Source organism: Hydrogenophaga atypica (assembly GCF_042665215.1).
GTDB classification, from domain to species: Bacteria; Pseudomonadota; Gammaproteobacteria; order Burkholderiales; family Burkholderiaceae_C; genus Hydrogenophaga; species Hydrogenophaga defluvii_A.
This window is the reverse complement of sequence record NZ_JBHTCA010000008.1, coordinates 1-26,544: the sequence shown is the minus strand read 5'-3', so window position 1 is coordinate 26,544 and position 26,544 is coordinate 1. Positions and strand designations below refer to the sequence as shown.

Here is a 26,544-nt window from a genome sequence, read left to right as displayed (position 1 = left end):
GGTGGCGCAGGGATCAGGGGCAGTCCCGGTCCGCGTGGGCCTGGCCGGCCCGGCAATCCTGGTGCACCGCCCAGCGGAAGGTGCTGGGATTATCGGGCGGGCACAACGCATCGCCCGCGGCCCGGTGCAGTCGGTAGTTCTGCTGGGCCAGCGAGCGCGACACCGGGCCGTAGCCGTCGGGCCCTTGCACGTTGCGCTGCGCCTCGTCGGCACCGCCGGTGGCGGCGTATTCGTAGCGGCAGACCAGCAAGGTATCGTTGGTGGGCAGGCCGCGCCAACGTGGTTTGCCTTGCCACTGGGTCTGTCCCGCCTGCAGAGGCAGCAGGCAGACGTAGTGCTGGGCACCATCTGAATCGCCTGCGCCTGTGGGTTGCAGAAGCAGCAGGCAGGTGGCGTGGCCTGCCACGCCGCTGAGGCCCGACACATCCATGCCCGTTGGCCACGGCAGATCGGGGGTGGAGCGGCTCAGGTGGCCGCTGAGCAGCAGCGCTTGGATGGCGTGGCAAAGGTTCAGGTCTGAGCCGCTGTCACCGGTGCCACACATTTCAATCACCAGGCCGGTCGTGTTGTCGAAGACCAGGCGCCAGCGGTTTTCGATGTCCAGCCGGCTGCGGCCTGGGCCGTCGTGTCGGGCCGTGGGTGGGATGGTGGCGTGGCGTTGCTGCGGCGCACGCCAGGGAGAGGCGGTCGTTGCTGGTCGCAGGCCGGCCTTTGCGCTGTGCAGCGGCTGCGTGGCCGGCAGTGCGGAATGCAGGCGCAACTGCTGGTCTGTGCCCTCGCGATCGCTCCAGTGCAATTCGACGGTGACGGGACGCAGGACGTCGGCCACGTCACCTTGCACCGTCCAAAGGCGCGTGTAGCGGGTGTTGAAATGGTCCGAGGCGATGGACTCACTGCCACCGGTCAGTGGGTTGCGTTGGGGTTCCTGAGCGGTCAGACCGAGGTTCGCGGTGGGCAGATGGCTCTGGTGGCGCAGTGTTTCCATGCCTGCTTGGGCCAACAGAGTTGCCTCCCCGCGTTGGCGGGACAAGTCGGTGTGGCGGCTCAGGTTGGACTGAAGGCCACTCATGGCCAGCAGCCCGGCGCCCACCAGCAGGAGCGCGATCAGCACCTCGATCAGCGTGAAGCCGGCGGCGGTGCGGGGCCATGGGTGCTGCAGCCGAGCGTGGAGGCCACGAGCGGTGTTCATGGCGTATCCCTCCAGCTGCCGGGTACGCGTTCGTACGTGCGGGTGCTTTCGCGCAGGCGGTTGAGCGTGTCGGCGTCGTGGGCCACCTCGCTTTGCCCGCCTTGGCGGTGTTGGTGGCAACTGACCGTTGCGCCCCGAATGTCTGCGGCGCCACCGTCGCTGGCGTTGACGAAGGTGTCGTGTGCGAAGAGCACACCGTACACGTTGGGCGCGTTGTCGATGGTGAGCCGGCCGGGCGTGACCAAGGCCACGGGCGCATCGGGGCTGCCGATGGCCTCACCGCTGGAAAGGAGCGCCCCCGCAGGCAGGTAGAAGGCCCGCCAGCCCAGTGCGTGAGCTTGGCGGATGGTGGCGCTGCAGTCGTTGTCGGTGGGGCAAGACAGGTGGCGGGTCAGCGGCGAGCGGGCGTAAGCGGCCAGGCTTTGCTGGAACAGGTGCGCGAACAAGGCTTCATCGTTGCAGGGGGCGCCTGCGGCGGTTGCGAGTGTTGGGTCGTTTTCGACGCTGGCAAGCGCTGGGGGCGCGCCCGGCAGGCCCAGCACTTGTGTGCTTGGGGCACGGGTCAGCGTTGTCGCGGTGTGGGCCGCGAGCCCCAGGCCGACGATCTGGTCGTTGCGCAGGCTGGCCTGCTCCAACAGGCGACACTCGCCAGCGCAGGTGAGGGCGGCCGCGGGCAGTGAGGGCAGCAGCGGCACCGGCCGCAGCGCGACGGACAGCCACGCACGCGCGTCCGTGTCCAGTTGGTTCGGGGCGGCCTGGTCGCAGGGGGCGGTGTCTGGGGCGCAGCCCAGCGCCTGGGCGCGGACGGTGCCCGTGCCTGTTTCTGGCGCCAGGCGCACCACAAAACGCGCGGCTGAGTCGTCGGCCCAGGTCTGGTTGTTGTTTGGACAGGCGCAGTCGAGCGAGCCACCGGGCAGGCGGCAGCCTGCGCTCGCCCCGGGCACCGTGCTGGTGGGCAGGTGGTTCGCGCGGAAGTCGGTGCCTGCTGCGACCAGCGTGGCGGGTTCGCATTGCGCGTCAAGGTGGCCGGGGTGGTTGAGTCGGTCCTGCATCCAGCTCAGGCCTGCCTCCGCAGACTCGACGGCAACCGCAGCTCGCCATTGGTTGGAAGCACTTTGGTGCGCCAGCAAAAGGTGGCGGTTCAGATAGAGGACAACCACCAGCGCGATCAGCAGCAGCATGGCGATCACCCCCAACACACCTGCGCCGCGCTGGGGGCGGCGGGTGGTCAAGTGCCTGGGCATGTGCCGCTCCATTGGTCGTTGCGCACGTGGACGGTGGTGCGAACCTCGCGTTGCAGTGATGGGTCGGTGGTGGCTTGGGCCCGCAGGACAATGTCGTAGCGCCGGATGGCCAGCGTGGGGCAGGTGTTCGGCGTGTCCGGCGACCCACACGCTTGCGGACAAAGGGCCGCGAGCGACACGTGGGTGTCGGTGGGCGTGATCGCCAATTGGGTGATGCGCACGACGGCGGGATCGGTCAGCTCCTGTTGGCCCGAGCCGCCGAGTGCCAGTGTCAACTTGTGGTCTGTTTGGGCAAACGCTGCGCTCAGCGGATCGCTGCCGGGCAGGTCGAAGCTGTAGCGAACGCGGCGAAAGAGGCCGTCCAGCGAGGCGTCGTCCAGCTCGATGGCGCCGTGTGGGTTGGTGTCGGCATCCGAGGTGGTGGATGCCTCCCAGTGGCCGGCCCGGCGCAGGTCGCGCGCCAAGAGGTCGGCGGCAGCGCGCAAATCATGTCCCAGCCTGGCTTCCAGCAGCAACCGCCGGCTGGTCTGGAGTTCGGTCAGAAACAGGGCGAGGGCACCGCCGGCCACCACCAACCCCAGCGCCATGCCCACCAGCAACTCCACCAGGGTCAGGCCCGTTTGCCAGCGCTGCGACCGGTGCCGTGTGTGGCGTGCTTCAGCTTGGCCAGCAATGAGAGGTGGTGTCTTCGCCACGGTGGTCGCTCGCGGTGCGCAGCTGTTGTTGGCCGTGCTGGCCGAGCTGCAGCAGGGCGCAGCGGGTGTCGGCACGTTGCGGGCCTGTGGCACGGGCGATGGCCATGAATTGGCTGTGGCTGTGGGATTCATGGGTCTCAAGCTCGATCTGGTAGTAGCGTCCCGGGCCGCTGGTGGATTCAAGTCCCAGGTCGGCAAGTGAGTCGGCATAGCGGGTGTGTGTGGCTCGCCAGCGGTCCTGGGCTTGTGCCACGGCCGAGAGGGCACTGAAGGCCTCGCTGCGGCGGGCGCGCAGCACGTGGTCTCGGTACGAGGGGTAGGCCAGGGTGCCGAGGATGCCGACCACCGCCAGGGTGATCAGCATCTCCACCAGCGTGAAGCCGCGCCCCATGTCGGGCCGGCTCATGTGGTGCAGGCAGGCCAGCCCGGCAGGCTGCCCTGTGGGCTGCAGCTGCGGGTGCGGCCCAGCTTGTTGGCCACTTCGTGGAGGGTTTGGCCGTTGGGGCCGCTGAACACGATCACCGGGGTGGGCGTGACCGTCCCATGCAACGGGCCGAGACGGAAGATTTGGCTCACGCTTTTGGGTTGCATTGCGATGTGCCGCTCGGCCGGAAGGTGTTCGCTGACCAACAGACGCGCCGGTGCCGTGCATTGGGCTGTCGCCGCCTTGCAGCCGCAGGCGGTTTCAGGGCCGGTGAAGACGATGTAGCAGCTGCCGCTGGCATCGCTGGCAAACCGGATGGAAACCGTTTGCCCCGAACGCATCGCGTGGCTGCGCGCCCACTGGAAGTGCTGGCGGTAGGTTTCGGCGGCGCTTTCGAGCCGCTTTTGCAGCAGGTGTGATTGCCAAGTGGGGAGGGCGATGAACGCCAACAAACACAGCAGGAAAACGGTGATCAGGGTTTCGATCAAGGTGACACCACGTGTGTGGTGCCGACCCCGTGTCCAGATGCCGGCATCGGGCACCTGGCCGCACTTTTTCAGGCCTTGTTGTTCCATGTGTCCTCCCCTCGATGGAGAGGAAGCCTAAAACAAAAGTCTGAAAGACACACTCAAGAATTGTGTCGTCTTGGAGGGAGGGACGCCGTTCTACTTGCGAACTTCGTCCACCAGGTTCTTGAATTCGTCGATGTCCTCAAAGCTGCGGTAGACGCTGGCAAAGCGGATGTAGGCCACCTTGTCCAGCTTCTTGAGTTCGCGCATCACCATTTCGCCCAGGCGGTGCGAGGGGATTTCGCGCTGCCCGAGGTTGAGCAGCTTTTCCTCGATGCGTTCTATGGCGCTGTCCACCTGCTCCATGCTGACCGGGCGTTTGCGCAGCGCCAGCGCCAGGCTGGCGCGCAGTTTGGCCGGTTCGTAGTCGATGCGCCGACCGTCCTTCTTCACGACGGCCGGAAAGCTGACCTCGGGCCGCTCGTAGGTGGTGAAACGCTTTTCACAGGCGCCGCACTGGCGCCGACGCCGGATGAAACCCCCGTCCTCGGCCACACGCGTCTCGACCACCTGGGTCTCGGCATGGCCGCAGAACGGGCACTTCATGATCAGCGGTAGACGGGGAAGCGGGCGGTCAGGGCGTTGACCTTGGCGCGCACGGCCTCGATGTTGGCCGGGTCACGGGGGTTGTCCAGCACGTCGGCGATCAAGTTGGCCGTGATGCGGGCTTCCTCATCCTTGAAGCCGCGCGTGGTCATGGCGGGGGTACCGATGCGCACGCCGCTGGTGACCATGGGCTTTTCCGGGTCGTTGGGAATCGCGTTCTTGTTGATGGTCATGTGCGCGCTGCCCAGCACGGCTTCGGCTTCCTTGCCGGTGATGCCCTTGGCGCGGAGGTCGACCAGCATGACGTGGCTCTCGGTGCGGCCACTGACGATGCGCAGGCCACGCTGGGTCAGGGTTTCGGCCACGATCTGGGCGTTCTTGGCCACCTGTTGCTGGTAGACCTTGAAGTCGGGTTGCAGCGCTTCCTTGAAGGCCACGGCCTTGGCTGCGATCACGTGCATCAGCGGACCACCCTGCAGGCCGGGGAAGATGGCGCTGTTGATGGCCTTCTCGTGCTCGGCCTTCATCAGAATGATGCCGCCACGCGGGCCGCGCAGGCTCTTGTGGGTGGTGGAGGTCACCACGTCGGCATGGGGCACCGGGTTGGGGTAGACGCCAGCGGCGATCAGGCCGGCGTAGTGGGCCATGTCCACCATGAAGATGGCGCCGATTTCCTTGGCGATCTTGGCGAAGCGCTCGAAGTCGATGCGCAAGCTGTAGGCCGAAGCGCCCGCCACGATCAGCTTGGGCTTGTGCTCACGGGCCTTGGCTTCCATCGCGTCGTAGTCGATGGCTTCGTTTTTGTCGAGGCCGTAGCTGACCACGTTGAACCACTTGCCCGACATGTTCAGCGGCATGCCATGGGTGAGGTGGCCGCCTTCGGCCAGGCTCATGCCCATGATGGTGTCGCCCGGCTTCAGGAAGGCCAGGAACACAGCCTCATTGGCGGAGGCGCCGCAGTGCGGCTGCACGTTGGCGGCGTCGGCGCCAAACAGTTGCTTGACGCGGTCGATGGCCAACTGTTCGGCGATGTCCACGTACTCGCAACCACCGTAGTAGCGGCGGCCGGGGTAGCCTTCGGCGTATTTGTTGGTGAGCTGGGTGCCCTGAGCGGCCATCACGGCAGGCGAAGCGTAGTTTTCGCTCGCGATCAGCTCGATGTGGTGTTCCTGGCGGGCGTTTTCCAGCTGGATGGCCTTGAACAGCTCGGGGTCGGTTTGTTCGATGAGGATGTTGCGGTCGTACATGGTGTGGCAGTCAGGCGAGATGATTCCCTGTGCGGCAACACAAGCGCCGACAGGGGCTGCCCAGGCGAACGGCTGAACGCCAGGGGTGTTGACCCGCAGGCGGTGCGCTTCCCAGTGGTGTCCCACGTCAGCACAACAACCTGTGGGGTTGCCGGCCTATCGCCAGTTGCGCACGGAGCAGAGTTTATCAGGCGCCGCCGTCAGCTATCGGCGCAGGCCGACGCCGGTTTCAAGACTTGTTGATCGTTGCCGCTAGATCAGCGGCCGCCTCGGTGTCGGTGCGTGTGGGCAGCGGTGCAGGGGGCGCGAGGTCGATGTTGTCGGTGGGGGTGCTGCGAGGCGGTGTGCGAACCGGCGCCGGAGCCGGGCGCCCCAGTGCCACGCTTTGTATGCGCTGCGTTTCCGCCAGCACCTTGTCGATGTAGTCGCTGCCGTCGCTGCTGACGGCGCCGACATAAAGGCGCAGCCCGCCCTCGACCGAGCCGCTCAGCCGGACGTATTCGCTGAGGACCTGGGCGCCCACGCGCAGGTTGGTCACGGGGTCAAAGGCGGCCAATTTGCCACCAAAGCCGGCGTATTTGTCGGTGTGCACGCGGGTCATCACCTGCATCAGACCTTGAGCCCCCACCGAGCTTTGAGCAAACGGGTTGAAGCTGGACTCCACGGCCATGACCGCGAGCAACAAGCTGGGGTCCAGCTTGATTTTTTTGCCGAGTTCAAACGCCTCGGCCACCAAGGCGCTCAGCGGTTCTGGTGCCACGCGGTACTTTCGGCTCAGCCACAGGGCCACCTTGGCCTGCTCCGAGGGCAGTTCGTGGGTGTGCAGTGCGGTGGCACGGTCAACGGCGGTCGGGTCGGCCGTCAAGGCAATCACGGCGCCGCCGTTTTGGCGCTCCAGCAGCCAGCCGAGGAGTTTTTCCTCGGCAGCGGTGCGCAGGTCGGCACGGAAGGTGAGGGTCATCAAACCCACGGCCAAGACCATGCCCAGCAGCGCAAGGCTGTTGTGGGTGATGTCAAAAAAGCCACGTGTGACGTCGTCTGCGAACGTTCGCAGGCTGTTGAGGGTGGCACGGGGCCAGGATGTTTGCGCTGTCATAGCACGCTCCTTGTCGGGTGCCTTTCGGGTGCTGATTTGCAGCCGAGAGGACTTTGAAAGGGGGTCGCCATCGGCTGCGATAGGTCGCTTCAGACCTGGGAGCCAACTTAGCCGGGGTCGGCAGCGGTCGCGGGTTTACCCTAGGCTGGGCAAACGGGGCGAATCTTAGTGCCTGTTAAATGTCTCGTCAAGAATTTAAAAGTAAATCTTAAGACAAAAAATCATCTATGGAAGCGAGGCTCTTTTGCGTATGGATGTGCGCTTCGCGATTGAAAAAATGAACTGGGGCGTCGCCGTGGGTTCGCGATAAGCTTGTGTCGCCCACCCGATGGTGGGCGCCCACCCGCGAAGCAGTTCGGCTGCATCTCCGGTGGTTTTCAGGGGCAATCCGTTGCCCCATGGCAGGTGCGACATCCAACTCCGCCCGCCAAAACCCAACGGCATGGGCCTGTGGCCCGCCGTCGGCCCCGGTGGCTTTGGTCACCGGGGTTTTTCGTTTGTGTTTCGCGCTTTCAGGACCCCAGCAGACCGGCGCTCATGCGCAGGCGGGTGATACGGGCGAGAGTTTCTGCAATGACGGCGATGACGTTGTGAACGAATGACATGGTGGTTCCTTGGTTGGGCGCAGCGTGCGGGTCGCTTGCCGCGCAGGTGATGAGGCGCTTGGTGAGCACAAAATCAAGGGTAAACCCTAGGTGTAGTGTAGGTGGTCTGTCCAGATTGATCGAAAAAATAAGTATTAACCCTTATTTTTTGCTGGTGATTGACGTCGCAAGCGTCTCTGCGGTGTGCTGTTGCAGGCGAGGCGCGGGGAAGGGGTAAAACGGACGAAAGGTTGGCGCAATGCTCACGGTGGTGGTTCTGCTCAAGTTGTGTGTGGAGATTGCGCTGCTCGCGCTGGCAGGGCAGTGGGTGCTGATGCGGCTGCTGGGTAGCCGTTCAGGCGACAACGTGGTCTATGGCTTGCTGCAAGTGGTCACCAGCCCGGTGGTGGGGCTGGTGAGCAGGCTGTTTTCAGGCGGGGCAAACGCCCGGCGCGACATGCGGTTCGCCGCCTTGTTGGTGTTCCTTCTGTGGTGTGGCGCCACAGTGGCAAAGCTGTGGTTGTGTCTTGGGCTGGGGGTTGCGGGGTGCCGCTGAGTGCTGCAATGCATGGGCATCTTGCGTTACGCTCGCTGGCATGAGTGCCATTCACCAGAGTGCCGTTTGATGCCGCCACCCTCCCCACAGGCCCTGCCGGATGTGCTGGCGCGCTACTGGCGCAACAACCTCGCGGTGACCGCCGTCCTGCTCGCCGTCTGGTTTGGCGTGACGTTTGTGGTCAGCTACTTCGCCCGAGAACTCAGCTTCACGTTTTTTGGCTGGCCGTTCAGCTTCTGGGTGGCGGCGCAAGGGGCACTCATTGTGTACGTGCTCATCGTGGGTGGATATGCGTGGTTCATGAACCGCGCTGACTTCGCGCACGGTGTGGCCGAAGCGCAGGAGTGAGGGGTGGCAGCGGGCACGGGGTCCTCATCAGCCGAGCAGGTGGCCGGACGGCGCTTCAAGCAGCAGTTGAACAGGGTGTACGCCTGGTACACGGCGGGTTTTCTGTGTTTTGTGGTGTTGCTGGCGGTGCTCGAACAGATGGGCTTGCCGCGCCAGTGGATCGGCTTCATCTTTCTTTTTTCCACCATCGCGCTGTACGCAGGCATTGGCCTGTTGAGCCGCACCACGGATGCCACGGAGTATTACGTGGCAGGGCGTCGTGTGCCCGCCATGTACAACGGCATGGCCACCGGCTCCGACTGGATGTCGGCCGCCTCCTTCATCGGACTCGCTGGAACCCTTTACTTGACGGGTTACAACGGTCTGGCCTTCATCATGGGCTGGACAGGTGGCTACTGCCTGGTGGCCTTGTTGCTGGCCCCTTACCTGCGCAAGTTTGGCCAGTTCACCATCCCTGACTTTCTGGGAGAACGTTACGGTGGCAATGTCCCGCGGCTGCTGGGTATTTGTGCGGCCATTTTGTGTTCGTTCATCTACGTTGTGGCCCAGATCTATGGTGTGGGTCTGATTGCTTCCCACCTGATGGGGGTGGCGTTCGAGCTCGGGGTGTTCCTTGGTTTGGGGGGCATTCTGGTGTGCTCGTTTTTGGGGGGCATGCGTGCCGTGACCTGGACCCAGGTGGCCCAGTATGTGGTGTTGATCGTTGCCTACCTGTTGCCGGTGGTCTGGTTGTCGGTCAAACAGACCGGGGTCCCGGTGCCGCAGATTGCCTACGGCTACCAGTTGGAAAAGGTGTCGGCGCGAGAGACCGTACTCGCCACCGACCCCAAGGAAATCGAGGTGAGGCAGCTGTTTGAGGCCAAAGCCCAGGCCTTGAGCGAAAAACTCCAGAACCCGGCGGCAGCGCTGGCCGCCGACAAGGCCCGCATGGAAGCGAAGTTGACCCAGTTGCGCAACCGCGATGCCGATCTGGTCGAGGTGGCGGCTGCCGAACGTGCGCTCGCGGCCCTGCCGTCCGATGCCAATTCGGCGCGCGCTCTGTGGCAGCGCGAACTGGCGGCCGCCCGCGACAAATCGCTGCCGCTCAATGGCATGCCACCCCATGCGCAACAGTACGCGGGCGACCCTGACGGCAGCCCGCAGGAGCGCGTGGAGTTCGACCATTCGCGGCGCAACTTCCTGGCGCTGGTGTTTTGCCTCATGGTTGGCACGGCGGCCTTGCCCCACATCCTGATGCGCTACTACACCGTGCCCAGTGTGCGGCAAGCCCGGACGTCGGTGACCTGGTCACTGGTGTTCATCGTGTTGCTGTACTTCACGGCACCGGCGCTGGCCGTGCTGGTCAAGTTCGAGGTGTTCAACGTGATGGTGGGCATGCCTTTTGAGCAACTCCCGGGCTGGGTGGCGGCCTGGAACAAGGTCGATCCCGCCCTGCTGTCCATCACCGACGTCAACCGCGATGGGCTGCTGCAGCTCAACGAAATCAGCATCGGTGGCGATATCGTGGTGCTGGCCATGCCGGAAATCGCGGGATTGCCCTACGTGATTTCGGGCCTGGTGGCAGCCGGCGGCCTGGCCGCAGCGTTGTCCACCGCCGACGGCTTGCTGCTGACCATCGCCAGCTCGCTCTCCCACGACCTGTACTACAAGATGATCGACCCCAGCGCCTCCACGGCCCGTCGCGTCACCATCTCCAAGGTGCTGCTGCTCATCGTGGCGCTGGCTGCGGCGTACGTGGCGGCCCAGAAACCTGCCGACATCCTGTTTCTCGTGTCCGCCGCATTCTCCATCGCGGCGGCGGCCTTTTTCCCAGCGCTGGTGCTGGGTATTTTTTGGAAGCGCGCAACGGGCATCGCCGCATCGGTGGGCATGGTCGCCGGACTGGGTGTGACCTTCTACTACATGGTGACCACACAACCCTGGTTGCGCAGCGTTTTTGGCGTGACCCGACCCATTGAGCTGTGGTGGGGCATACAACCCATTTCGGCCGGGTTGTTTGGGGTTCCCGTCGGTTTTGCGGTGATCTTGCTGCTGAGCCTCGTCACGCCCAAACCATCGGCCAAAACACTGGCGTTTGTCGATCGTGTGCGTTATCCCCGTTTGCGCAGCGACCTGGATCGCGGGCCGGATTGAACGCCTGGACACTGCCCTGATTTGGCTGGCTGGGGAAAATTGGTTAGAATCGTGGGCTTTCCCTTGCCGCACCCCGTCTGACGCCGGGGGCAGCTTTCCCTTACCGCACTCCGTCTGACGCCGGAGGCGGGTGTTCAATCCAAAAGGAGTGTCCATGCGTCATTACGAAATCGTTCTGCTGATCCACCCGGATCAAAGCGAACAAGTCCCCGCCATGCTGGAGCGTTACAAAGGCATGATCACCAACGGTGGTGGCAAGATCCACCGTGTGGAAGACTGGGGCCGCCGCCAACTGGCGTACCAGATCAACAAGCTGTCGAAGGCGCACTACCTGTGCGTGAACATCGAAGCCGACCAAGCTGTGATGGCTGAACTGGAACACGCGTTCAAGTTCAACGATGCCGTGCTGCGTCACCTGACCGTCCTCAAGAAGAAGGCTGACACCGGCCCGTCTTCCATGATGAAGTCCGTCGAGCGCGAAGAGGCCCGCAAGTCCGCTCAGCAGGAGACCGCAGCGTAAATGGCCGTGATGGTCGTTGCCCGTTGAACCATTTGCGCCTGACGGCGGTGGTGGTGCAGGTCGATAGCCTGCGCTACACCCCAGCCGGTGTGCCCGCTCTCAATCTGGTGCTCGAACACCAATCAGAGGTGCTGGAGATGGGACTCAAACGGCAAGTCAGTCTGATCCTCAAGGCCGTGGCCTTTGGGGGCGACGCGCAGGCACTGGGCCAATTGGCCCTGAACACCGCGCTCGAATTCGACGGCTTTCTGACGACCGCACGCAACCACAAAGGCGTTGTGTTCCACATTCAAGCATTCAAAGAACCTTAAGGAAGCTCCATCATGGCTGCACCCAAGCGTTTCAATAAAGACAAGCGCCCCAAGCGCAACACCCAGTCGCTGCTGTTCAAGCGCAAGCGTTTCTGCCGCTTCACCGTGGCTGGCGTGGAAGAAGTCGACTACAAGGACGTTGATGTCCTGCGTGACTTCATCGCCGAAAACGGCAAGATCATCCCCGCCCGCCTGACGGGTACCCGCGCGATTTACCAGCGCCAGGTCAACACCGCCATCAAACGGGCGCGCTTCCTGGCCATGCTGCCGTACTCCGACCAGCACCGCGTGTAAGAAGGAGCCTCAACATGCAAATCATTCTGCTCGACAAAGTGGTCAACCTCGGTGCCCTCGGCGATATCGTCAAGGTCAAGGACGGCTACGCCCGCAACTTCCTGATCCCCACGGGCCGTGCCCGCCGCGCCACCCAGAACGCCATTGCCGAGTTCGAAGCACGCCGTGCCGAACTCGAAAAGGTGGCTGCCGCCAAGCTGGCCGAAGCCCAGGCGCTGGGCGAGAAGCTGGGCGGTTTGACCGTCAAGCTGTCGCAAAAAGCCGGCGTTGATGGTCGCCTGTTCGGCTCCGTCACCAACCACGACGTGTCGGAAGAGCTGACGAAGCAAGGCTTTGCCGTTGCCAAGTCGCAAGTCCGCATGCCCAACGGCCCCCTGAAGGCTGTGGGCGACTACACCGTCAGTGTGTCTCTGCACACCGATGTGAACGTCGAAGTGAGTGTGAGCGTGCTGGGCGAAACCGCCTGAGCTCTTGCGCTCCCAACAAAAAACCGCCTTCGGGCGGTTTTTTGTTGGGCGGATGCCGCCAAAAGCGGCGCGGCCTCAATCAAACACGGGGGATTCCACGCCCAACACCTTGTGCAGCTTGGGGCTGGTGGTGGTGTACTGCAGGAAGACCTTCTTCTCGGGGAAGATGAAGGGAACGGCGCCGAAGGCGGCCAGGGCACATTCGTGGAAACCGCTCAGGATGAGCTTTTTCTTGCCCGGGTAGGTGTTGATGTCGCCCACGGCGAAGATGCCGGGGATGCTGGTCGAGAACTTCTCGGTGTCCACCACCAGTTGCTTGCGCTCGATCTCCAGGCCCCACTCGGCGATCGGCCCCAGCTTCGGGCTCAGGCCGAAGAACACCAGCATCATGTCCATGGGCACAACGCGGGTCACGCCGTCGGCGCCCGTCACCTTGGCGCCGGTGAGTTTGCCGTCTTTTTCCTCGTAGCCCGTCACTTGGCCCACGATGAATTGCATCTCGTACTGCTCGCACAGTTCGCGCATCTTGGCCACGTTGGCCGGCGCGGCTTTGAAGCCATCGCGGCGGTGGATCAAGATGACGCTCTCAGCCTTGTTCGGGCCTTCGGCCACGAAGTTCAGCGTCCAGTCCAGCGCCGAATCGCCGCCGCCCACGATGACCAGGTTCTTGCCGGCGAAGGTGGCGGGGTTCTTCACGCGGTAGAACAGTTGCGAGCCTTCAAACTGCTCCAAGCCATCCACTTTCAGCGTGCGCGGCTGGAAGGCACCGACGCCGGCCGCGATGAAGATGGTCTTGGTCAGAAAACGCGTGCCCTTGGAGGTTTCGACGTAGAAGCGGCCATCGTCCTGCTTCTGCACCACGGTCACTTCCTGGCCGAGGTGGAAGGTGGCACCGAAAGGCTCGATCTGCTTGAGCAGGGCGTCGGTGAGTTCCTGACCGGTGCACACGGGCACGGCAGGGATGTCGTAGATGGGCTTGTCGGGGTACAGCTCCACCGGCTGGCCACCGGGGTAGGCCAGCGAATCGATGACGTGTGCCTTGATCTCCAGCAGACCCAGTTCAAACACCTGGAACAGGCCCACGGGGCCGGCGCCAACGATGACGGCATCGGCCTCGATGGGGCCTTCGTGGGCGTGGGCGGTGTCAATGACTTGCTGGTTCAATTTCGGGTCCATAGGGTTCAGCGGTGGTAACAAATCCGTGGGGGCCCGGCCCCCGGCGCGTCAGCGCAGCAGTTGACCGAGCTTGCCGGTCTTGTCTTTCCAGGCCTCGGCGTCGGGCATGGGCGTCTTGCGCTTGGTGATGCTCTTCCAGCCTGGCAGGCGGGCCAGCTCGGCGTTGAGCTTGATCATGTGCTGCTGGTCGCGCGGCAGGTCTTCCTCGGCGTAGATGGCGTTGACCGGGCACTCGGGAATGCACACGGCGCAGTCGATGCACTCGTCGGGGTCGATGGTGAGGAAGTTGGGGCCTTCGCGGAAGCAGTCCACAGGGCAGACGTCCACACAATCGGTGTACTTGCAGGCAATACAGGCTTCGGTGACGACGTGGGTCATGGTTTTTGAAGGGAATCGGTGGAAACACCTGATTTTAGGGTTTCGCGCATTTTCAAATGGGCAATGCCCCTGCCGCTTGACGTGTGTCAATCGGCCAGGGGCCATTCAAGGCGTTCAGCTGAGCATCACGGCGCCGGCCGTGGCGTGGCTGGCGGTGTCCACCAGCACCAGGGCGCCCAGGCCGCGCGAGCGGGTATAGGGCAAGGCGGCGATGGGTTCCTGCAACAGCAGCTCGACCACGCCGATGGCGTTGGGCGGCAGTTGCTCGGCGTCGGTCTCGGCCAGGGTCTCGATGTTGACCTGGTGCACGATGCGGCGCACCTTGGCCTTGACCCAGCGGTGGCCGTGCAGCGCCCAGTAGACGCGGCCCGGCACCAGGGCCTCGTTGTCCAGCCAGGCCACGGTGGCGGTCAGCTCACGCGTCACGGGGATGGGCGAGGCCACGGGGGTGTCGTCGAAATCGTCTGCCGCAGGGGCGGCTTCGCCCGCCGCCAGCAGCCAGTCGCCGCGCGACACGTCCAGCTCGCGGTCCAGCACGATGCCGGCGCTGTGGCCGGCCAGCACGGCATGGGGCTGGCGGGTGTGGTCCAGCACCTGGGCCACGGTGGCCGTCTGTCCCAGGCCCTGCGGGCCCTGCAGAACGCGCACCGTCTGGCCGACCTGCACGCCGCCGGTGGCCACGCGGCCCCAGAACACGCGGCGGCCTTGTGAGGTGTCCGACGACGAAGAGAACTTCTCCACCCACTGCACGGCGAAGGAGAAGGGCAGCTCGGTCTCGGCGGCGGTGTTGGGCAGGTGCTCCAGCAGGTCCAGCAGGCTGGGGCCTTGGTAACCCGCCCAACCATCGGCGGCCGTCACCACGTTGTAGCCCTTGAGGGCGGAGATGGGCACCACGGCCTTGAGGGGGATGCCGGCCTCGGCGGCGAAGCCTTCGAGCTGCGCCCGGATGTGGGCAAAGGCAAGGGCCGGGTCTTCGACCGCATCGAGCTTGTTGATGGCGACCACGATGGTGGGCACGCGCAGCAGGTGCACCAGCAGGCTGTGGCGGCGGGTCTGGGGCAGCAGCTTGAGTTGCGGGTCGCGCCAGTCCAGCTTGGTGGCGTCCACCAGCACCACGGCCGCGTCGGCGCCGCTGGCGGCGGTCACCATGTTGCGGGTGTACTGCTCGTGGCCGGGGCTGTCGCCGATGATGAACTTGCGTGCCTGGGTGCTGAAGTAGCGCCAGGCGACGTCGATGGTGATGCCTTGCTCGCGCTCGGCCGACAGGCCGTCGGTCAGTGCGGCCAGGTCCACCTCGTCCTCGGCGCCGTGGGCGCCGGCCGAGGTGACGCTGGCCAGTTGGTCCTGCAGCACCGAGCGGCTGTCCACCAGCAGGCGACCGATCAGGGTGCTCTTGCCGTCGTCGACCGAGCCGCAGGTGATGAATTTCAGTGCGTTCATCAGAAATAACCCTCTTTTTTACGCTTTTCCATCGAGGCGTCGCTGGTCTTGTCGTCCATGCGGGTGGCGCCCCGTTCGCTCACGTTGACGCTGAGCGTCTCCAGCACGATGTCGTCGGCGCTGGCGGCGTCACTCTCCACCGGGCAGGTGCAGGTGATGTCGCCCACGGTGCGAAAGCGCACGGTGCGCGTTTCCACCGTTTCGCCCTCGCGCGGCGGCGTCAACTCGGTCACCGGCACCAGCAGGCCCTTGCGCTCCACCACCTCGCGCTGGTGGGCGTAGTACAGCTCAGGCAGGGCGATGTTTTCGCGGGCGATGTACTGCCACACGTCCAGCTCGGTCCAGTTGCTGATGGGGAACACGCGGAAGTGTTCGCCCGGCTGCAGGCGGGTGTTGTAGAGGTTCCACAGCTCGGGGCGCTGGGCCTTCGGCTGCCACTGGCCGAAGCTGTCGCGGTGGCTGAAGATGCGTTCCTTGGCGCGGGCCTTTTCCTCGTCGCGGCGGGCGCCGCCGATGAGGGCGTCGAAACGGAACTCGTCGATGGCCTCCAGCAGCGTGACCGACTGGTGGGCGTTGCGCGACTCGCCCGGGTGGGCCAGGCGCACGGTGCCGCGCGCCATCGAATCTTCCACGCTGCGCACGATCAGGCGGGCTTGCAGCTCGGCGGCGCGGAAATCGCGGAAATCGGTCACTTCCTTGAAGTTGTGGCCGGTGTCGATCATCAGCAGCGGGTAGGGGATGCGGCCGACGCCAAAGGCCTTCTCGGCGCACTTGAGCAGCACCAGCGAGTCCTTGCCGCCCGAGAACAGCAGGGTGGGGCGCTCGAAGGCGGCGGCCACTTCACGCAGGATGAAGATGGTTTCTTCTTCCAGCGCGTCCAGGTGGGAGCGCTGGGGCTGGTGGGGGCGGGCGGCTTGCAGCAATTGGGGTTCCGTGCGGGCGTTCATGCCGGCTGTCCTTGGGTTTGTGATTCGGGGAGGGCTTGCACGTGCAGGCCACATTCCTTGGAGGTTTCTTCCCACCACCAGCGGCCGGCGCGGAAGTCTTCACCTACCGCGATGGCGCGGGTGCAGGGCGCGCAGCCGATGCTGGGCATGAACTGGTCGTGCAGCGGGTTGTAGTCCAGCCCGTGCGTGGCCACAAAGTGCCACACATCGCCCCAGGTCCAGTCGGCCAGCGGGTTGACCTTGACGCGGCCGGGCTCCTGCACCACGTCGGGCACGTCGGCGCGGGCGCCCGACTGCTCGCGGCGCAGGCCGGTGATCCAGCCACCCTTGCCGGCCAGGGCACGTGCCAGCGGTTCCATCTTGCGGATGTCGCAGCACTGCTTGCGCAGGTCCACGCTCTGGTACATGGCTTCTTCGCCGTGCTGCTTGACGAACTTGATGGTGGCTTCCGCCTTGGGGCGGTAGACCTCGACGCTGTGGGCGTAGCGCTGCTCGATCTTGCCGATCAGGCCCAGCGTTTCGGCGTGCAGCTTGCCGGTGTCGAGCACGAAGATGCCCGAGTTGATGCCGGCCAGATGGATCAGGTGGGTGACCACCATGTCTTCCACGCCCAGGCTGGAGGCCTGGGTCAGCGGCTGGTGCTCGGCCGCCACGCGCTGCAGCAGCGCGATGCTGGCGGCCACCTTGGCATCAAAGCTGGCCGAGGGGCGGTTGTAGAGGGCGATGGCGCTCATGTGGGGCTTTCTGTCAGGCGGCCTGGCGGGCAAACAGAGGGGCCGGCTGTTCCGCATCGCCTTGGTAGAAGGCGCTGTAGTGGCGCAGCAGTTTTTCGCCCACGGGCAGGCTCTGGTCGGCGCGCAGCACGGCGGCGCTGAAGCCGCAGCGCTTCATCTGCAGCAGCTGGTCCACCAGCACGTCGCCGGTGGCCACCACGGTGCCGTCAAAACCGCGGCGGCGGCGCAGTTCCACCGCCTGGCTGAAGGCGCGGCCATCGGTGAACTTGGGAAAGTGCAGCACCACGGTGGCGACGCCGTCGAGGTTCACGCCTTCGACGTCGGTGTCGTTCGCCACGCTCAGCACGCCAGTGCCTTCAAGCAAGGCGGCTTGAGACGCGTTTTGGGATTCGATCAGTTGCATGTGTGTTCTCCAGGGCGGCTCAGGCGGCCTCAGTGACGGCGTCGGCGGCGGGCGTGCGGGCGGTGGCCACGCGCACCCCGTTGGCAGCAGCCTTGAAGGGCTCGTGGCCGATGCGCTTGAGCGCGGTGATGAAGTTCTCGCCGCTTTCACGCTGGGCACGGTAGACGTCGAGGATGGCCTCGACCGCTTCGGTCACTTCGTTGGCGGCAAACGAGGGGCCGACCACCTTGCCGGCTTGGGTGGGGCCGCTCAGTGCCGAACCGTCGGAGCCGGCCAGCGTGATCTGGTACCACTCCTGCCCGTCCTTGTCCACGCCCAGGATGCCGATGTGGCCGCTGTGGTGGTGGCCGCAGCTGTTGATGCAGCCGCTGATGTGCAGGTCGATCTCACCCAGGTCGTGCAGCTCGTCCATATCCTGGAAGCGGGCGGTGATGGCTTCTGCCACCGGAATGGAGCGCGCGTTGGCCAGGTCGCAGAAATCGCCGCCGGGGCAGGCGATCATGTCGGTCAGCAAGCGGATGTTGGGCTTGGCCAGGCCCAGGCGGCGGGCCTCGCGCCAGACTTCCGGCAGCTGGTCGCAGCGCACCCAGGGCAGCAGCAGGTTCTGGTCGTGCGTCACGCGCACTTCACCGGCGCTGTAGCGGTCGGCCAGGTCGGCCACGGCGTCGAGCTGGTCGGCGGTGGCGTCGCCCGGGGCCTGGCCCAGGCGCTTGAAAGACAGGGTGACAGCGCGCAGGTCGGGGTTCTTGTGCGCGGCCACGTTTTGCTGCAGCCAGCGGCCAAACTCCACGTCGTCTTCGGCGGCGGCACGCAGGATGTGGGCGATCTTTGCGTCGGCGCTCTTGCGGTCGCAGGCCAGGGCCGGCGGCGCGAAGTGCGCGGCCACGCGCTCGTACTCGGCGGCGCGGATGGTGTGGGGGGCGCCGTCTTGCTCGACGATGCGCTTGTACTCGGCTTCCACTTCGTCGGTGTAGCGCTGGCCTTCGGCCTTCACCAGGATCTTGATGCGGGCCTTGTAGATGTTGTCGCGGCGGCCCCACCGGTTGTAGACGCGGACAACGGCTTCCAGGTAGTTCAGGATCTGGTCAAACGGCAGGAACTCGCGGATGGTGGTGCCCACCACCGGGGTGCGACCCATGCCACCGCCCACCAGCACCTTGAAGCCCAGTGCCTGGGTGTCATTGCGCACCAGTTGGAGACCCACGTCGTGCCAGTGGATGGCGGCGCGGTCTTCGCGGGCGCCGGTGATGGCGATCTTGAACTTGCGCGGCAGGAAGGCGAACTCGGGGTGCAGGGTGCTCCACTGGCGCAGGATTTCAGCGACCGGGCGGGGATCGGCGATTTCGTCCACCGCGATGCCGGCACGCTCGTCGCTGGTGATGTTGCGGATGCAGTTGCCGCTGGTCTGGATGCCGTGCATGTTCACGCTGGCCAGCAGGTCCATCACGTCGGCCGCGTCGGACAACGGGATCCAGTTGTACTGGACGTTCTGGCGTGTGGTGAAGTGGGCGTAGCCGGTGGTGAGCTTGCTGCCGATGGCTTTGCCGTCGCGCAGCTGGATGTCGCCCAGCCGGTTTTGTGCAGCCACCGCACCCTGGAAGATCTCGGCCGTCGGTTGGTCGTATTCGCGGGCGATTTTGGCCAGCACGCGCACCTGGGCCGTGGACAGCTCGCCGTAGGGCACGGCCACGCGCAGCATGGGGGCGTGGCGCTGGACGTACCAGCCGTTTTGCAGGCGCAACGGCTTGAACTCGTCGTCCTTCAGGGTGCCGGCCTGCCAGCGCTCCAACTGGTCGCGGAACTGGGCCGCGCGTTGTTGCACGAATTGGCGGTCAAAGGCGGTGTACTGGTACATGGTGGGTATCAGGTGTCGAGAATCAGATGGCGATCAGCTTGACGCCGGCGTAGGCCAGCAGCAGCGAGAGGAGGGAACGCACCAGGCGCTCGGGGGTGTGGCGCATGAGCCGCGAACCCACCCAGATGCCGGGTAGCGAACCGGCCAGCAGCTTGGCCAGCAAGGGCCAGTCCACCGAGCCGAGCGAGGCGTGGCCCAGGCCGGCCACAAGGGTCAGCGGCACGGCGTAGGCGATGTCGGCCGCAACGATGCGCGGCAGCGGCAGCAGCGGGAACAGCAGCAGCAACACGGTCACGCCGATGGCGCCGGCACCCACCGAGGTGAGCGTCACCAGGGTGCCGATGACGGCGCCGAACAGCAGCGGGAGTACCCAATGGCGCGCGTGGGTGGCTTGCTCGAGGTGGGCCGCGTCCAGCGTGCGTGGTGCCGTTTTGCCGCGAGCGGCCTTGTAGAGCATCGCGGCAGCTGTGAGCAACAAGGCCACGCCCAGGGCGGTGGTCATGACGGTCTGCACCTGCGGGTTGGCCGGCCCCACCGTGTGCAGCACCCACAAGGTGGCCAGGGCGGCCGGGATGCTGCCCGCGCACAGCTGGCCCACCACGCGCCAGGGCACCAGGCGCTGGCGGGCCAGGCTCACCGTTCCACCGGCCTTGGTGAAGGCCGCAAACAGCAGGTCGGTGCCGACAGCGAGATAGGGTTTGACGCCAAAAAAGAAGATCAGGATGGGCGTCATCAGCGAACCGCCGCCCACGCCAGTGAGGCCGACGACGAGGCCCACAAAAAAACCGGCGAAAACAAAGGCAAGTTCGTGCATGGGGACGGACTGTAAAAGCCCGTCTACATATCTCAAACTATCTTTTTGTGATGGTGGTATTGCTTTGGGTTATTAAGGGGCGCGCTGTCTCGGTTGGGGTGGCAAGGCGGTTGATCGGTGTTGGTGTCAGTGAAAACCCTTGAGTGTCATCTTTGTTACTTGGGTCTGTGGATGCACCGAGCAAACTGCATGCAACAAAGAAAGTGAAATGACAGGAGACACCCATGCCAACAGACGTCATTCGCCGCCTTCGCGGTGACATTACCGCCGGTGATCACCCCTACCTGCAGGGGGCCTGGACACCGCTGCTCGAAGAGGTCAATGCCACCGACCTCAAGGTCATCGAGGGCGAAGTGCCCTGGGACATTGATGGTGTTTACCTTCGTAACACACAGAATCCGGTGTACCAGGCGCTGGGCCGTTACCACCCCTTCGACGGCGATGGCATGTTGCACATGGCTGCCTTCCGTGACGGAAAGGTCAGCTACCGCAACCGTTTCATCCAGACCAAGGGGTTAAGTGCAGAACAGGAAGCCGGAAAGCGCTTGTGGGCAGGTTTGCTGGAAGACCCGGCACTTTCCACCCGGCCGGGCTGGGGTGCACATGGTGGCATCAAGGATGCCTCCAGCACCGATGTGGTGGTGCACGCGGGTCGGGCACTGACGACCTATTACCAGTGCGGTGAGGGCTACCGGCTTGATCCGTTGACGCTGGCGCAAGAAGGTATCCCACCCTGGTCGCCCCTGGATGGCATATCGGCGCACTCCAAGGTCGATGAGTCCAATGGCGAGTTGCTGTTTTTCAACTACTCGACCCATGCGCCCTATATGCACTACGGTGTGGTGGACAGGCATGACAAGCTGGTGCACTACGTGCCCGTGCCGCTGCCCGGTCCGCGTCTGCCACACGACATGGCCTTCACCGAGAACTTCGCCATCCTCAACGACTTTCCGCTGTACTGGGATCCGGAGCTGCTGGCCGAAGGCAAACACGTGGTGCGTTTTTACAAGAACCAGCCTTCGCGTTTTGCCATCATCCCGCGCCGTGGTCGACCCGAGGACATCCGCTGGTTCGAGGCTGCTCCCACCTTTGTATTGCACTGGCTCAATGCCTACGAGGAGGGCGACGAGATCGTGCTGGACGGCTACTTCCAGGACGAGCCCATGCCGCGCAACTACGATGGCGCGCCGGCCGGCTACGAGCGCATGATGTCCTACCTCGATCAGTACAAGATGGGCACGCGCCTGCACCGCTGGCGCTTCAACCTCAAGACTGGCCAGACCACCGAGCAGCGGCTGGACGACCGCATCCTCGAATTCGGGATGTTCAACCAGCGTTACGCCACCAAGCCTTACCGATACGCGTACAGCGCGGTGCAGGTGCCAGGGTGGTTTCTGTTCCACGGCTACGTCAAACACGACCTCGTCACCGGCGAGTCCTGGGAGGTTCGGCTGCCAGAGGGTCAGTACGCGAGCGAGGCGCCCTTCGCCCCGCGTGTGAACGCCAAGGACGAGGACGATGGCTACCTCGTCACCTTCGTCACCAACGAAAACACCCAAGGCTCGGAGCTGCTCCTGATCGATTGCAAACGTTTCGAATCTGGGCCGGTTTGCCGCATTGCTTTGCCCCACAAGCTCTGTAGCGGCACCCACTCGTGCTGGGCAAGTGGTGCCGACATGCGCGATGGGGTGCTGCGTTTCCCTGATCACTGAGATTGCTTCCAACAAATGCGTTGCGCCCGTATCTGTAGGCGCAACCCATCAGCAGGAGACCGACATGACACCCGCCACTCTGGTGCAACCCCAGCCCTACCTGATCGACAATCCCAACCTGCAGGGCGGCTTTGCCCCGGTGGACCGCGAGATTGTGGCCGACCGCCTGGAGGTGATCGGTGAGATCCCGACCGACCTCAATGGCCTGTACGTGCGCAACGGTCCGGTGCCGCAACACGTGCGCCCCGGCAAGTACCACTGGTACGACGGCGACGGCATGTTGCACGGTGTGCGCTTTGACCGTGGTCGTGTGGTCTACCGCAACCGTTGGGTCGAGACAGAAGGCCTCTTGGGCGACCGCGCGCAGGGCGAGAACCGCTGGCCCGGCATCAAGCAGAAGATGCCCGAAGGTGTGCTGCCCGACGACGCGATGAAGAACACGTCCAACACCGACGTGAAGTTCCACAATGGCCGCCTGCTCTCGATGTGGTACCGCGGCGGATCGGTGTACCAGGTCGATCCCGACACGCTGGCCACCGTCGGCAAGCTGGAACAGGACCCGCGCCTGGCCGCCCTGCAGGGCCTGCAGATTTCGGCGCATTCCCGCGTGGACGAGCGCACCGGCGAGTACATGTTCTTCGCTTACGGCAACCGCCACCCTTACATGCATTACGGCGTGTTGGCCGCCGATGGTTCGCTCAAGACCTTGATTCCGGTGGAACTGCCCGGCCCACGGTTGCCACACGACATGGCGATCACCGAGCACTACTCCATCCTCCACGACTTTCCGTTGGTGAACAACCCGGAGGCGCTCAAGGCCGGCCGCTACAGCCTGGACTTCCACCCCGAATGGCGCAGCCGTTTTGCCATCGTGCCCCGCAATGGCACCGCAGACCAGATCCGCTGGTTTGACGCTGACCCGCGCTACATGTTGCACGTGGTCAACGCCTGGGAAGAGACCAATGCGCGTGGCGAGACCGAGGTGGTCATGGTCGGCACGCCCTACAGCATGCCCAAGCAGTACGACGGCTCGCTGGACGTCAAACGCCTGTTGTTCACCATCGGCACTCAGGGCACCGATTACGAGCTGTACATGTGGCGCTTCAACCTGGCCACGGGCCGTACCCACGAGGGCGTGGTGGACGATATCCTCAACACCGAGTTCCCCATGATCAACGGCCTCTACCAGGGCCGCAAGAACCGGTTCAGCTACAACGTGCTCATGGGCCGTACCCGCACGGTGGAGCAGCCGCGCTTCGCTGGCATGGCCAAGTACGACCTGGAGCGCGGCAGCGCCGTGGCCTTTCACCCGGGCGAGGGCTTCTGGTTCAGCGAGGCGCCGTTCGCGCCAGCGGATCACGCGAAGGCCGAAGACGACGGGTATGTCGTGGGCTTTGTCTGGAACGAGCAAGAGGCGCGATCTGAGGTTTGGGTCACCGACGCACGCCATTTCGCAGACGGACCGGTGGCGCGCATTGTCCTGCCACAACGGGTGCCGCACGGCTTTCACAGCACATGGGTGCGAGGTGAGTTGCTCGCTGGCGGCAGCAAGGGAGCGCACGCATGAGCAACACCGCCGACAACCCGCTGTTGGGTGTTTGGAACTTGGTGCGTTGGGAGATCGCGTACGGCGATGACCGCCCGACGACCTTCCCCTACGGGCCTGATGCCACGGGTTTGATCATGTACACGCACGACGGTGCGATGTCAGCTTGTATTGCGCGCGCCGGGCGCAAACCCTTGTCCAGTGCCAGCGTGCGCAGCGCCCCGGAAGCGGAGCGGCTGGCCGCTTTCGAAAGCTATTTTCAGTACGCGGGCAGCTACGAAATACAGCCGCGCGACGGCGGGCAGCAAGTGGTGCATCGCGTCAGCCATTCACTCAACGCCAACTTCGTCGGCACCGAGCAGGTGCGCCGCATGGACTTTGGCTCGGACGGAACGCTCACCTTGTCTGCATCCGACCTGGTGCCTGGCAGCGACGTTCCGCGCCACCACCGCTTGATCTGGAAACGCTGATGTCCAACTTGTTTGAATTGCACCGCGCCTTGTTCGAGCGCGCCCAGCAAGCTTGCCGCGACCGCGCCTGCTGGAGCCCCTTTCCCGAGATGCCAGGCAAGTACCCCAACGCCGAGGCAGCTCAGGTCGATGGCCGCTCGGCGTTCACTGCCCATTTGTTGGCGGGCCGCTTTGAGCTGGACCAACCTGGGCGCGTGGGCGAACTCGGTGAAGAAGTCTCTCCCTACACCCAGGAGCCGCTGGGCATCCGTTACCCACAGGCCGATGTGAACACCTTGTTCGACGTCGCCGAGGCCGCCATGCCGGCATGGGCCGCAGCGCCCATCGAAACGCGCATCGGCGTGCTGCTGCAGGTGTTGGATGTGATCTACCGCGAGCACCTGTTCGAGATCGTGCACGCCGTCATGCACACCGCAGGCCAGAGCTTCAACATGGCCTACGCCGGCTCTGGTGTCAACGCGCTCGACCGAGGCATCGAGGCCCTGGTCTACGCTGACCAGGCCATGCGCGCCGTCACCCCCAGCGCCCGTTGGGAGCGTCGCTTCGGCCCCACCGACGTCAAGCTACAGAAAACCTACCGGCTGGTGCCGCGCGGCGTCGCCGTGTGTTTTGCCTGTGCCAGTTTCCCCACCTGGAATGCCTGGCCGTCCATGATGGCCAGCCTCGCCACGGGCAACCCCGTCATCGTCAAGCCGCACCCCGCCACGGTGCTGCCCATGGCCATCACCGTGCGCGTGTTCCGTCGCGTGTTGGCCGAGGCCGGATTCGACCCCAACCTGGTGACCCTGGCGCTGGACAGCATGGCTGAGCCGCTGGGACAGGTGCTGGTCAAGCACGCCAAAACCGCCATCGTTGATTTCACTGGCAGCGTGCGCTTTGGGCAGTGGGTGGAGCGCAATGCGCATCCCGCCATCGCTTACACCGAAACCGCTGGCTGCAACACGGTGGTGCTGGCCGGCGCCGACGACCTGGACGCCGCGCTGCGCAGCCTGGCCACCACCCTGTGCATGTTCAGTGCGCAGATGTGCACCAGCCCGCAGAACATCTACGTGCCGCGCGACGGCGTGGACACGCCCCAGGGCAAGGTGCCCTTCGCCGAGGTCGCCCAGCGGTTGGCGGCGGCGGTGGATGAACTCACCCGCGACCCCAAGAAGGCCAGCATGATTCTCGCCACCATCCAGTCGCCGCAGACCCTGGCGCTGCTGCACCAGATGAACGAGGCAGGTGCCACGCGCGGCCAGGTGCTGTTGTCGCCGCGCGCCTATGTCCATCCGGACTTCCCCAAGGCCCGCACGAGCACACCGTTGATGCTGAAAGTCACGCCCGCCGAGCGCGACTTGTACGCCGAGGAGCGCTTTGGTCCCATCAGCTTCGTCATCGAATGCGAAAACGCCGATGACGCGCTGACACGCGCCACGATGGACGCCCGCACGGCCGGCGGCCTGACCGCCTTCCTTTACGCCACCGACGAGGCCTTCATCGCCCAAGCCGAGGCCGCCTATGCCCGCGCCGGCGCCCAGCTGACCACCAACCTCACGGGGGCCATGCCGCTGAACTTCGCGGCGGCCTACAGCGACTACCACGTCACCGGCCTCAACCCCGCCGGCAACGCCACGCTGACCAACTTGTCTTTCGTCGCCGGTCGCTTTGGCGTTGTCCAGTCCCGTCGGCCCGTAGTTGCCTGAGAGCTGCCTGAGATGCCCATGAGCCACAAACTGCCTTTCGCACTGCGGTTGCCCGTGGTGGCCGCGCCCATGTTCCTCATCTCCGGGCCGGAGCTGGTGTTGGCCGCCTGTCGGTCCGGCATCGTGGGCGCTTTTCCCACGCCCAACGCCCGCCCCATCGAAACCCTGGACGTTTGGATGCGCCAAATCACCGAAGGTGTGGCGCAAGCGCGCGACGAAGTGGGTGCGGCGCAGGTGGGGCCCTGGTGTGCCAACCTGGTCACACATTCCTCCAACACACGGCTGGCGCAAGACCTGGAGCTGATCGCCAAGTACCAGCCGCCCATCGTCGTGACCGCCTTGGGCAGCCCGAAGCCGGCCATCGAAGTGGTGCATGGCTACGGCGGCGTGGTGCTGGCGGATGTCATCAACCTGGGGCTCGCACGCAAGGCGGTTGCCGCAGGTGCAGACGGCTTGGCTTGCGTCTCGGCCGGGGCAGGTGGGCACACGGGCTTCCTGTCGCCTTTCGCCTTTGTCAGTGCGATCCGTGAGTTTTTTGATGGCTTGGTGGTGGTCGGCGGTGGCATCAGCGATGGCTGGGGCGTGGCGGGCGCGGTGGCCTGTGGCGCGGACCTGGTTTACATGGGCACACGCTTCATCCCCACGGTGGAAAGCATGGCACCGCCTGAGTACAAACAGATGGTGGTCGATGCCAGCGTGGACGATCTCCTGGTGAGCGCCGGCGTAACCGGCACACCGGCCAGCTGGCTCAAACCCTCTTTGCGTGCCAATGGGCTGGACCCGGACAACATGCCCGACGCCCCAGGCCGGCAGTACGACAGCAACCAGTCCTTTGCGGGCAAAAAGTGGGTGGATGTCTGGGCGGCAGGGCAGGGCGTGGGCAGCATCCGCGCCATCGAACCGGTCGCGCAGGTGGTGGACCGCCTGAGCGCTGAGTACACCCAGGCCCAACAACGCTGGGTGGGATTGAACTACACAAAGCAAGGCGTGTCGGCATGAGCAACATCTACATCCTCGGCGGCCACCAGACCGATTTCGCCAAGGCGTGGTCGCGCCACGGGCAAGACCTCTCGGACATGGTGCGCGAATCGACGCTGGGCGCGCTGGCCTCGGCCCGTGTGGAGCCCTCGCAGGTGCAAAGCATCCACGTTGGCAACGCCT

At 64.8% G+C, this 26,544-nt stretch carries 28 protein-coding genes and 1 riboswitch; of the genes, 12 read left to right on the top strand and 16 right to left on the bottom strand.

What is annotated here, in order from left to right; translation table 11 throughout:
• Nucleotides 1–13: 13 nt before the first annotated feature.
• The 8 genes from ACFQPB_RS12610 to ACFQPB_RS12575 all read right to left on the bottom strand — a co-directional run bounded on the left by ACFQPB_RS12610 (nucleotide 14) and on the right by ACFQPB_RS12575 (nucleotide 7,010).
• Entirely contained in the window at nucleotides 14–1,189 is a 1,176-nt protein-coding gene (locus tag ACFQPB_RS12610; RefSeq protein ID WP_382223754.1) for a type IV pilus modification PilV family protein, read from the bottom strand.
• A complete protein-coding gene (locus ACFQPB_RS12605) occupies nucleotides 1,186–2,433 on the bottom strand; it encodes a hypothetical protein (RefSeq protein WP_382223751.1) in 1,248 nt (415 codons plus the stop codon). The genes ACFQPB_RS12610 and ACFQPB_RS12605 overlap by 4 nt, the downstream gene beginning before the upstream one ends.
• The gene (locus tag ACFQPB_RS12600) at nucleotides 2,418–3,128 is read right to left on the bottom strand and encodes a PilW family protein (RefSeq protein WP_382223748.1); all 711 of its coding nucleotides are present in this window, start codon (nucleotides 3,126–3,128) and stop codon (nucleotides 2,418–2,420) included. Before ACFQPB_RS12600 ends, ACFQPB_RS12605 begins: the two co-directional genes overlap by 16 nt.
• Nucleotides 3,091–3,534, bottom strand: coding sequence for a type IV pilin protein (locus tag ACFQPB_RS12595; protein WP_382223746.1), 444 nt, complete (start codon nucleotides 3,532–3,534; stop codon nucleotides 3,091–3,093). Before ACFQPB_RS12595 ends, ACFQPB_RS12600 begins: the two co-directional genes overlap by 38 nt.
• Nucleotides 3,531–4,127, bottom strand: coding sequence for a GspH/FimT family pseudopilin (locus ACFQPB_RS12590; RefSeq protein ID WP_382223743.1), 597 nt, complete (start codon nucleotides 4,125–4,127; stop codon nucleotides 3,531–3,533). Before ACFQPB_RS12590 ends, ACFQPB_RS12595 begins: the two co-directional genes overlap by 4 nt.
• Nucleotides 4,128–4,217: 90 nt before the next feature.
• The gene (gene nrdR, locus ACFQPB_RS12585) at nucleotides 4,218–4,667 is read right to left on the bottom strand and encodes a transcriptional regulator NrdR (RefSeq protein ID WP_382201110.1); all 450 of its coding nucleotides are present in this window, start codon (nucleotides 4,665–4,667) and stop codon (nucleotides 4,218–4,220) included.
• Nucleotides 4,668–4,669: 2 nt separating this feature from the next.
• Nucleotides 4,670–5,914: a serine hydroxymethyltransferase gene (gene glyA / locus ACFQPB_RS12580; protein WP_382223740.1), complete on the bottom strand. Its 1,245-nt coding sequence runs from the start codon at nucleotides 5,912–5,914 to the stop codon at nucleotides 4,670–4,672.
• Between the two features lie 51 nt (nucleotides 5,915–5,965).
• A riboswitch (ZMP/ZTP riboswitch) is annotated at nucleotides 5,966–6,094 on the bottom strand.
• Nucleotides 6,095–6,143: 49 nt separating this feature from the next.
• On the bottom strand, nucleotides 6,144–7,010 hold the full coding sequence (locus ACFQPB_RS12575) for a lytic transglycosylase domain-containing protein (RefSeq protein ID WP_382223738.1): 867 nt from the start codon (nucleotides 7,008–7,010) through the stop codon (nucleotides 6,144–6,146).
• Between the two features lie 843 nt (nucleotides 7,011–7,853).
• On the opposite strand from ACFQPB_RS12575, the gene ACFQPB_RS12570 reads away from it, so the two are divergent.
• The 7 genes from ACFQPB_RS12570 (at nucleotide 7,854) to rplI (ending at nucleotide 12,223) form a co-directional block, all read left to right on the top strand.
• Nucleotides 7,854–8,150: a hypothetical protein gene (locus tag ACFQPB_RS12570; protein WP_382223736.1), complete on the top strand. Its 297-nt coding sequence runs from the start codon at nucleotides 7,854–7,856 to the stop codon at nucleotides 8,148–8,150.
• A gap of 69 nt (nucleotides 8,151–8,219) precedes the next feature.
• Entirely contained in the window at nucleotides 8,220–8,498 is a 279-nt protein-coding gene (locus ACFQPB_RS12565) for a DUF4212 domain-containing protein (protein WP_382223735.1), read from the top strand.
• A gap of 3 nt (nucleotides 8,499–8,501) precedes the next feature.
• Entirely contained in the window at nucleotides 8,502–10,631 is a 2,130-nt protein-coding gene (locus ACFQPB_RS12560) for a sodium:solute symporter family protein (protein WP_382223732.1), read from the top strand.
• A 154-nt stretch (nucleotides 10,632–10,785) separates the two neighbouring features.
• The gene (rpsF, locus tag ACFQPB_RS12555; RefSeq protein WP_382201122.1) at nucleotides 10,786–11,151 is read left to right on the top strand and encodes a 30S ribosomal protein S6; all 366 of its coding nucleotides are present in this window, start codon (nucleotides 10,786–10,788) and stop codon (nucleotides 11,149–11,151) included.
• Nucleotides 11,152–11,174: 23 nt separating this feature from the next.
• On the top strand, nucleotides 11,175–11,462 hold the full coding sequence (gene priB / locus ACFQPB_RS12550; RefSeq protein ID WP_382223729.1) for a primosomal replication protein N: 288 nt from the start codon (nucleotides 11,175–11,177) through the stop codon (nucleotides 11,460–11,462).
• 12 nt (nucleotides 11,463–11,474) lie between these two features.
• Nucleotides 11,475–11,756: a 30S ribosomal protein S18 gene (gene rpsR / locus ACFQPB_RS12545; RefSeq protein WP_342130806.1), complete on the top strand. Its 282-nt coding sequence runs from the start codon at nucleotides 11,475–11,477 to the stop codon at nucleotides 11,754–11,756.
• 14 nt (nucleotides 11,757–11,770) lie between these two features.
• Nucleotides 11,771–12,223: a 50S ribosomal protein L9 gene (gene rplI, locus ACFQPB_RS12540; protein ID WP_382201127.1), complete on the top strand. Its 453-nt coding sequence runs from the start codon at nucleotides 11,771–11,773 to the stop codon at nucleotides 12,221–12,223.
• Nucleotides 12,224–12,298: 75 nt separating this feature from the next.
• Here rplI and ACFQPB_RS12535 read toward each other — a convergent pair whose 3' ends face one another.
• The 8 genes from ACFQPB_RS12535 to ACFQPB_RS12500 form a co-directional block, all read right to left on the bottom strand.
• The gene (locus ACFQPB_RS12535) at nucleotides 12,299–13,399 is read right to left on the bottom strand and encodes an NAD(P)/FAD-dependent oxidoreductase (protein WP_382201130.1); all 1,101 of its coding nucleotides are present in this window, start codon (nucleotides 13,397–13,399) and stop codon (nucleotides 12,299–12,301) included.
• A gap of 48 nt (nucleotides 13,400–13,447) precedes the next feature.
• Nucleotides 13,448–13,777, bottom strand: coding sequence for a ferredoxin FdxA (gene fdxA, locus ACFQPB_RS12530; RefSeq protein ID WP_382201132.1), 330 nt, complete (start codon nucleotides 13,775–13,777; stop codon nucleotides 13,448–13,450).
• 114 nt (nucleotides 13,778–13,891) lie between these two features.
• The gene (locus ACFQPB_RS12525; RefSeq protein WP_382223726.1) at nucleotides 13,892–15,217 is read right to left on the bottom strand and encodes a sulfate adenylyltransferase subunit 1; all 1,326 of its coding nucleotides are present in this window, start codon (nucleotides 15,215–15,217) and stop codon (nucleotides 13,892–13,894) included.
• A complete protein-coding gene (gene cysD / locus ACFQPB_RS12520; protein WP_382223723.1) occupies nucleotides 15,217–16,164 on the bottom strand; it encodes a sulfate adenylyltransferase subunit CysD in 948 nt (315 codons plus the stop codon). Before cysD ends, ACFQPB_RS12525 begins: the two co-directional genes overlap by 1 nt.
• Nucleotides 16,161–16,898: a phosphoadenylyl-sulfate reductase gene (locus ACFQPB_RS12515; protein WP_382201138.1), complete on the bottom strand. Its 738-nt coding sequence runs from the start codon at nucleotides 16,896–16,898 to the stop codon at nucleotides 16,161–16,163. Before ACFQPB_RS12515 ends, cysD begins: the two co-directional genes overlap by 4 nt.
• A 13-nt stretch (nucleotides 16,899–16,911) precedes the next feature.
• Nucleotides 16,912–17,301, bottom strand: a complete 390-nt coding sequence (locus ACFQPB_RS12510; protein ID WP_382223720.1) for a DUF934 domain-containing protein — start codon at nucleotides 17,299–17,301, stop codon at nucleotides 16,912–16,914.
• Nucleotides 17,302–17,320: 19 nt separating this feature from the next.
• Nucleotides 17,321–19,156: a nitrite/sulfite reductase gene (locus ACFQPB_RS12505; RefSeq protein WP_382223717.1), complete on the bottom strand. Its 1,836-nt coding sequence runs from the start codon at nucleotides 19,154–19,156 to the stop codon at nucleotides 17,321–17,323.
• Between the two features lie 22 nt (nucleotides 19,157–19,178).
• Nucleotides 19,179–19,970, bottom strand: a complete 792-nt coding sequence (locus tag ACFQPB_RS12500) for a sulfite exporter TauE/SafE family protein (protein ID WP_382223714.1) — start codon at nucleotides 19,968–19,970, stop codon at nucleotides 19,179–19,181.
• A 224-nt stretch (nucleotides 19,971–20,194) separates the two neighbouring features.
• Here ACFQPB_RS12500 and ACFQPB_RS12495 point away from each other — a divergent pair, with 224 nt between their 5' ends.
• From ACFQPB_RS12495 to ACFQPB_RS12475, 5 genes are all read left to right on the top strand, one after another.
• A complete protein-coding gene (locus ACFQPB_RS12495; protein ID WP_382223711.1) occupies nucleotides 20,195–21,682 on the top strand; it encodes a carotenoid oxygenase family protein in 1,488 nt (495 codons plus the stop codon).
• 64 nt (nucleotides 21,683–21,746) lie between these two features.
• The gene (locus ACFQPB_RS12490) at nucleotides 21,747–23,249 is read left to right on the top strand and encodes a carotenoid oxygenase family protein (RefSeq protein WP_382223709.1); all 1,503 of its coding nucleotides are present in this window, start codon (nucleotides 21,747–21,749) and stop codon (nucleotides 23,247–23,249) included.
• A complete protein-coding gene (locus ACFQPB_RS12485; RefSeq protein WP_382223706.1) occupies nucleotides 23,246–23,698 on the top strand; it encodes a lipocalin-like domain-containing protein in 453 nt (150 codons plus the stop codon). The genes ACFQPB_RS12490 and ACFQPB_RS12485 overlap by 4 nt, the downstream gene beginning before the upstream one ends.
• A complete protein-coding gene (paaN, locus tag ACFQPB_RS12480) occupies nucleotides 23,698–25,383 on the top strand; it encodes a phenylacetic acid degradation protein PaaN (protein WP_382223704.1) in 1,686 nt (561 codons plus the stop codon). The genes ACFQPB_RS12485 and paaN overlap by 1 nt, the downstream gene beginning before the upstream one ends.
• An 18-nt stretch (nucleotides 25,384–25,401) precedes the next feature.
• Complete coding sequence (locus ACFQPB_RS12475) at nucleotides 25,402–26,382, top strand: NAD(P)H-dependent flavin oxidoreductase (protein ID WP_382223701.1); 981 nt, start codon at nucleotides 25,402–25,404, stop codon at nucleotides 26,380–26,382.
• Nucleotides 26,383–26,544 lie beyond the last annotated feature (162 nt).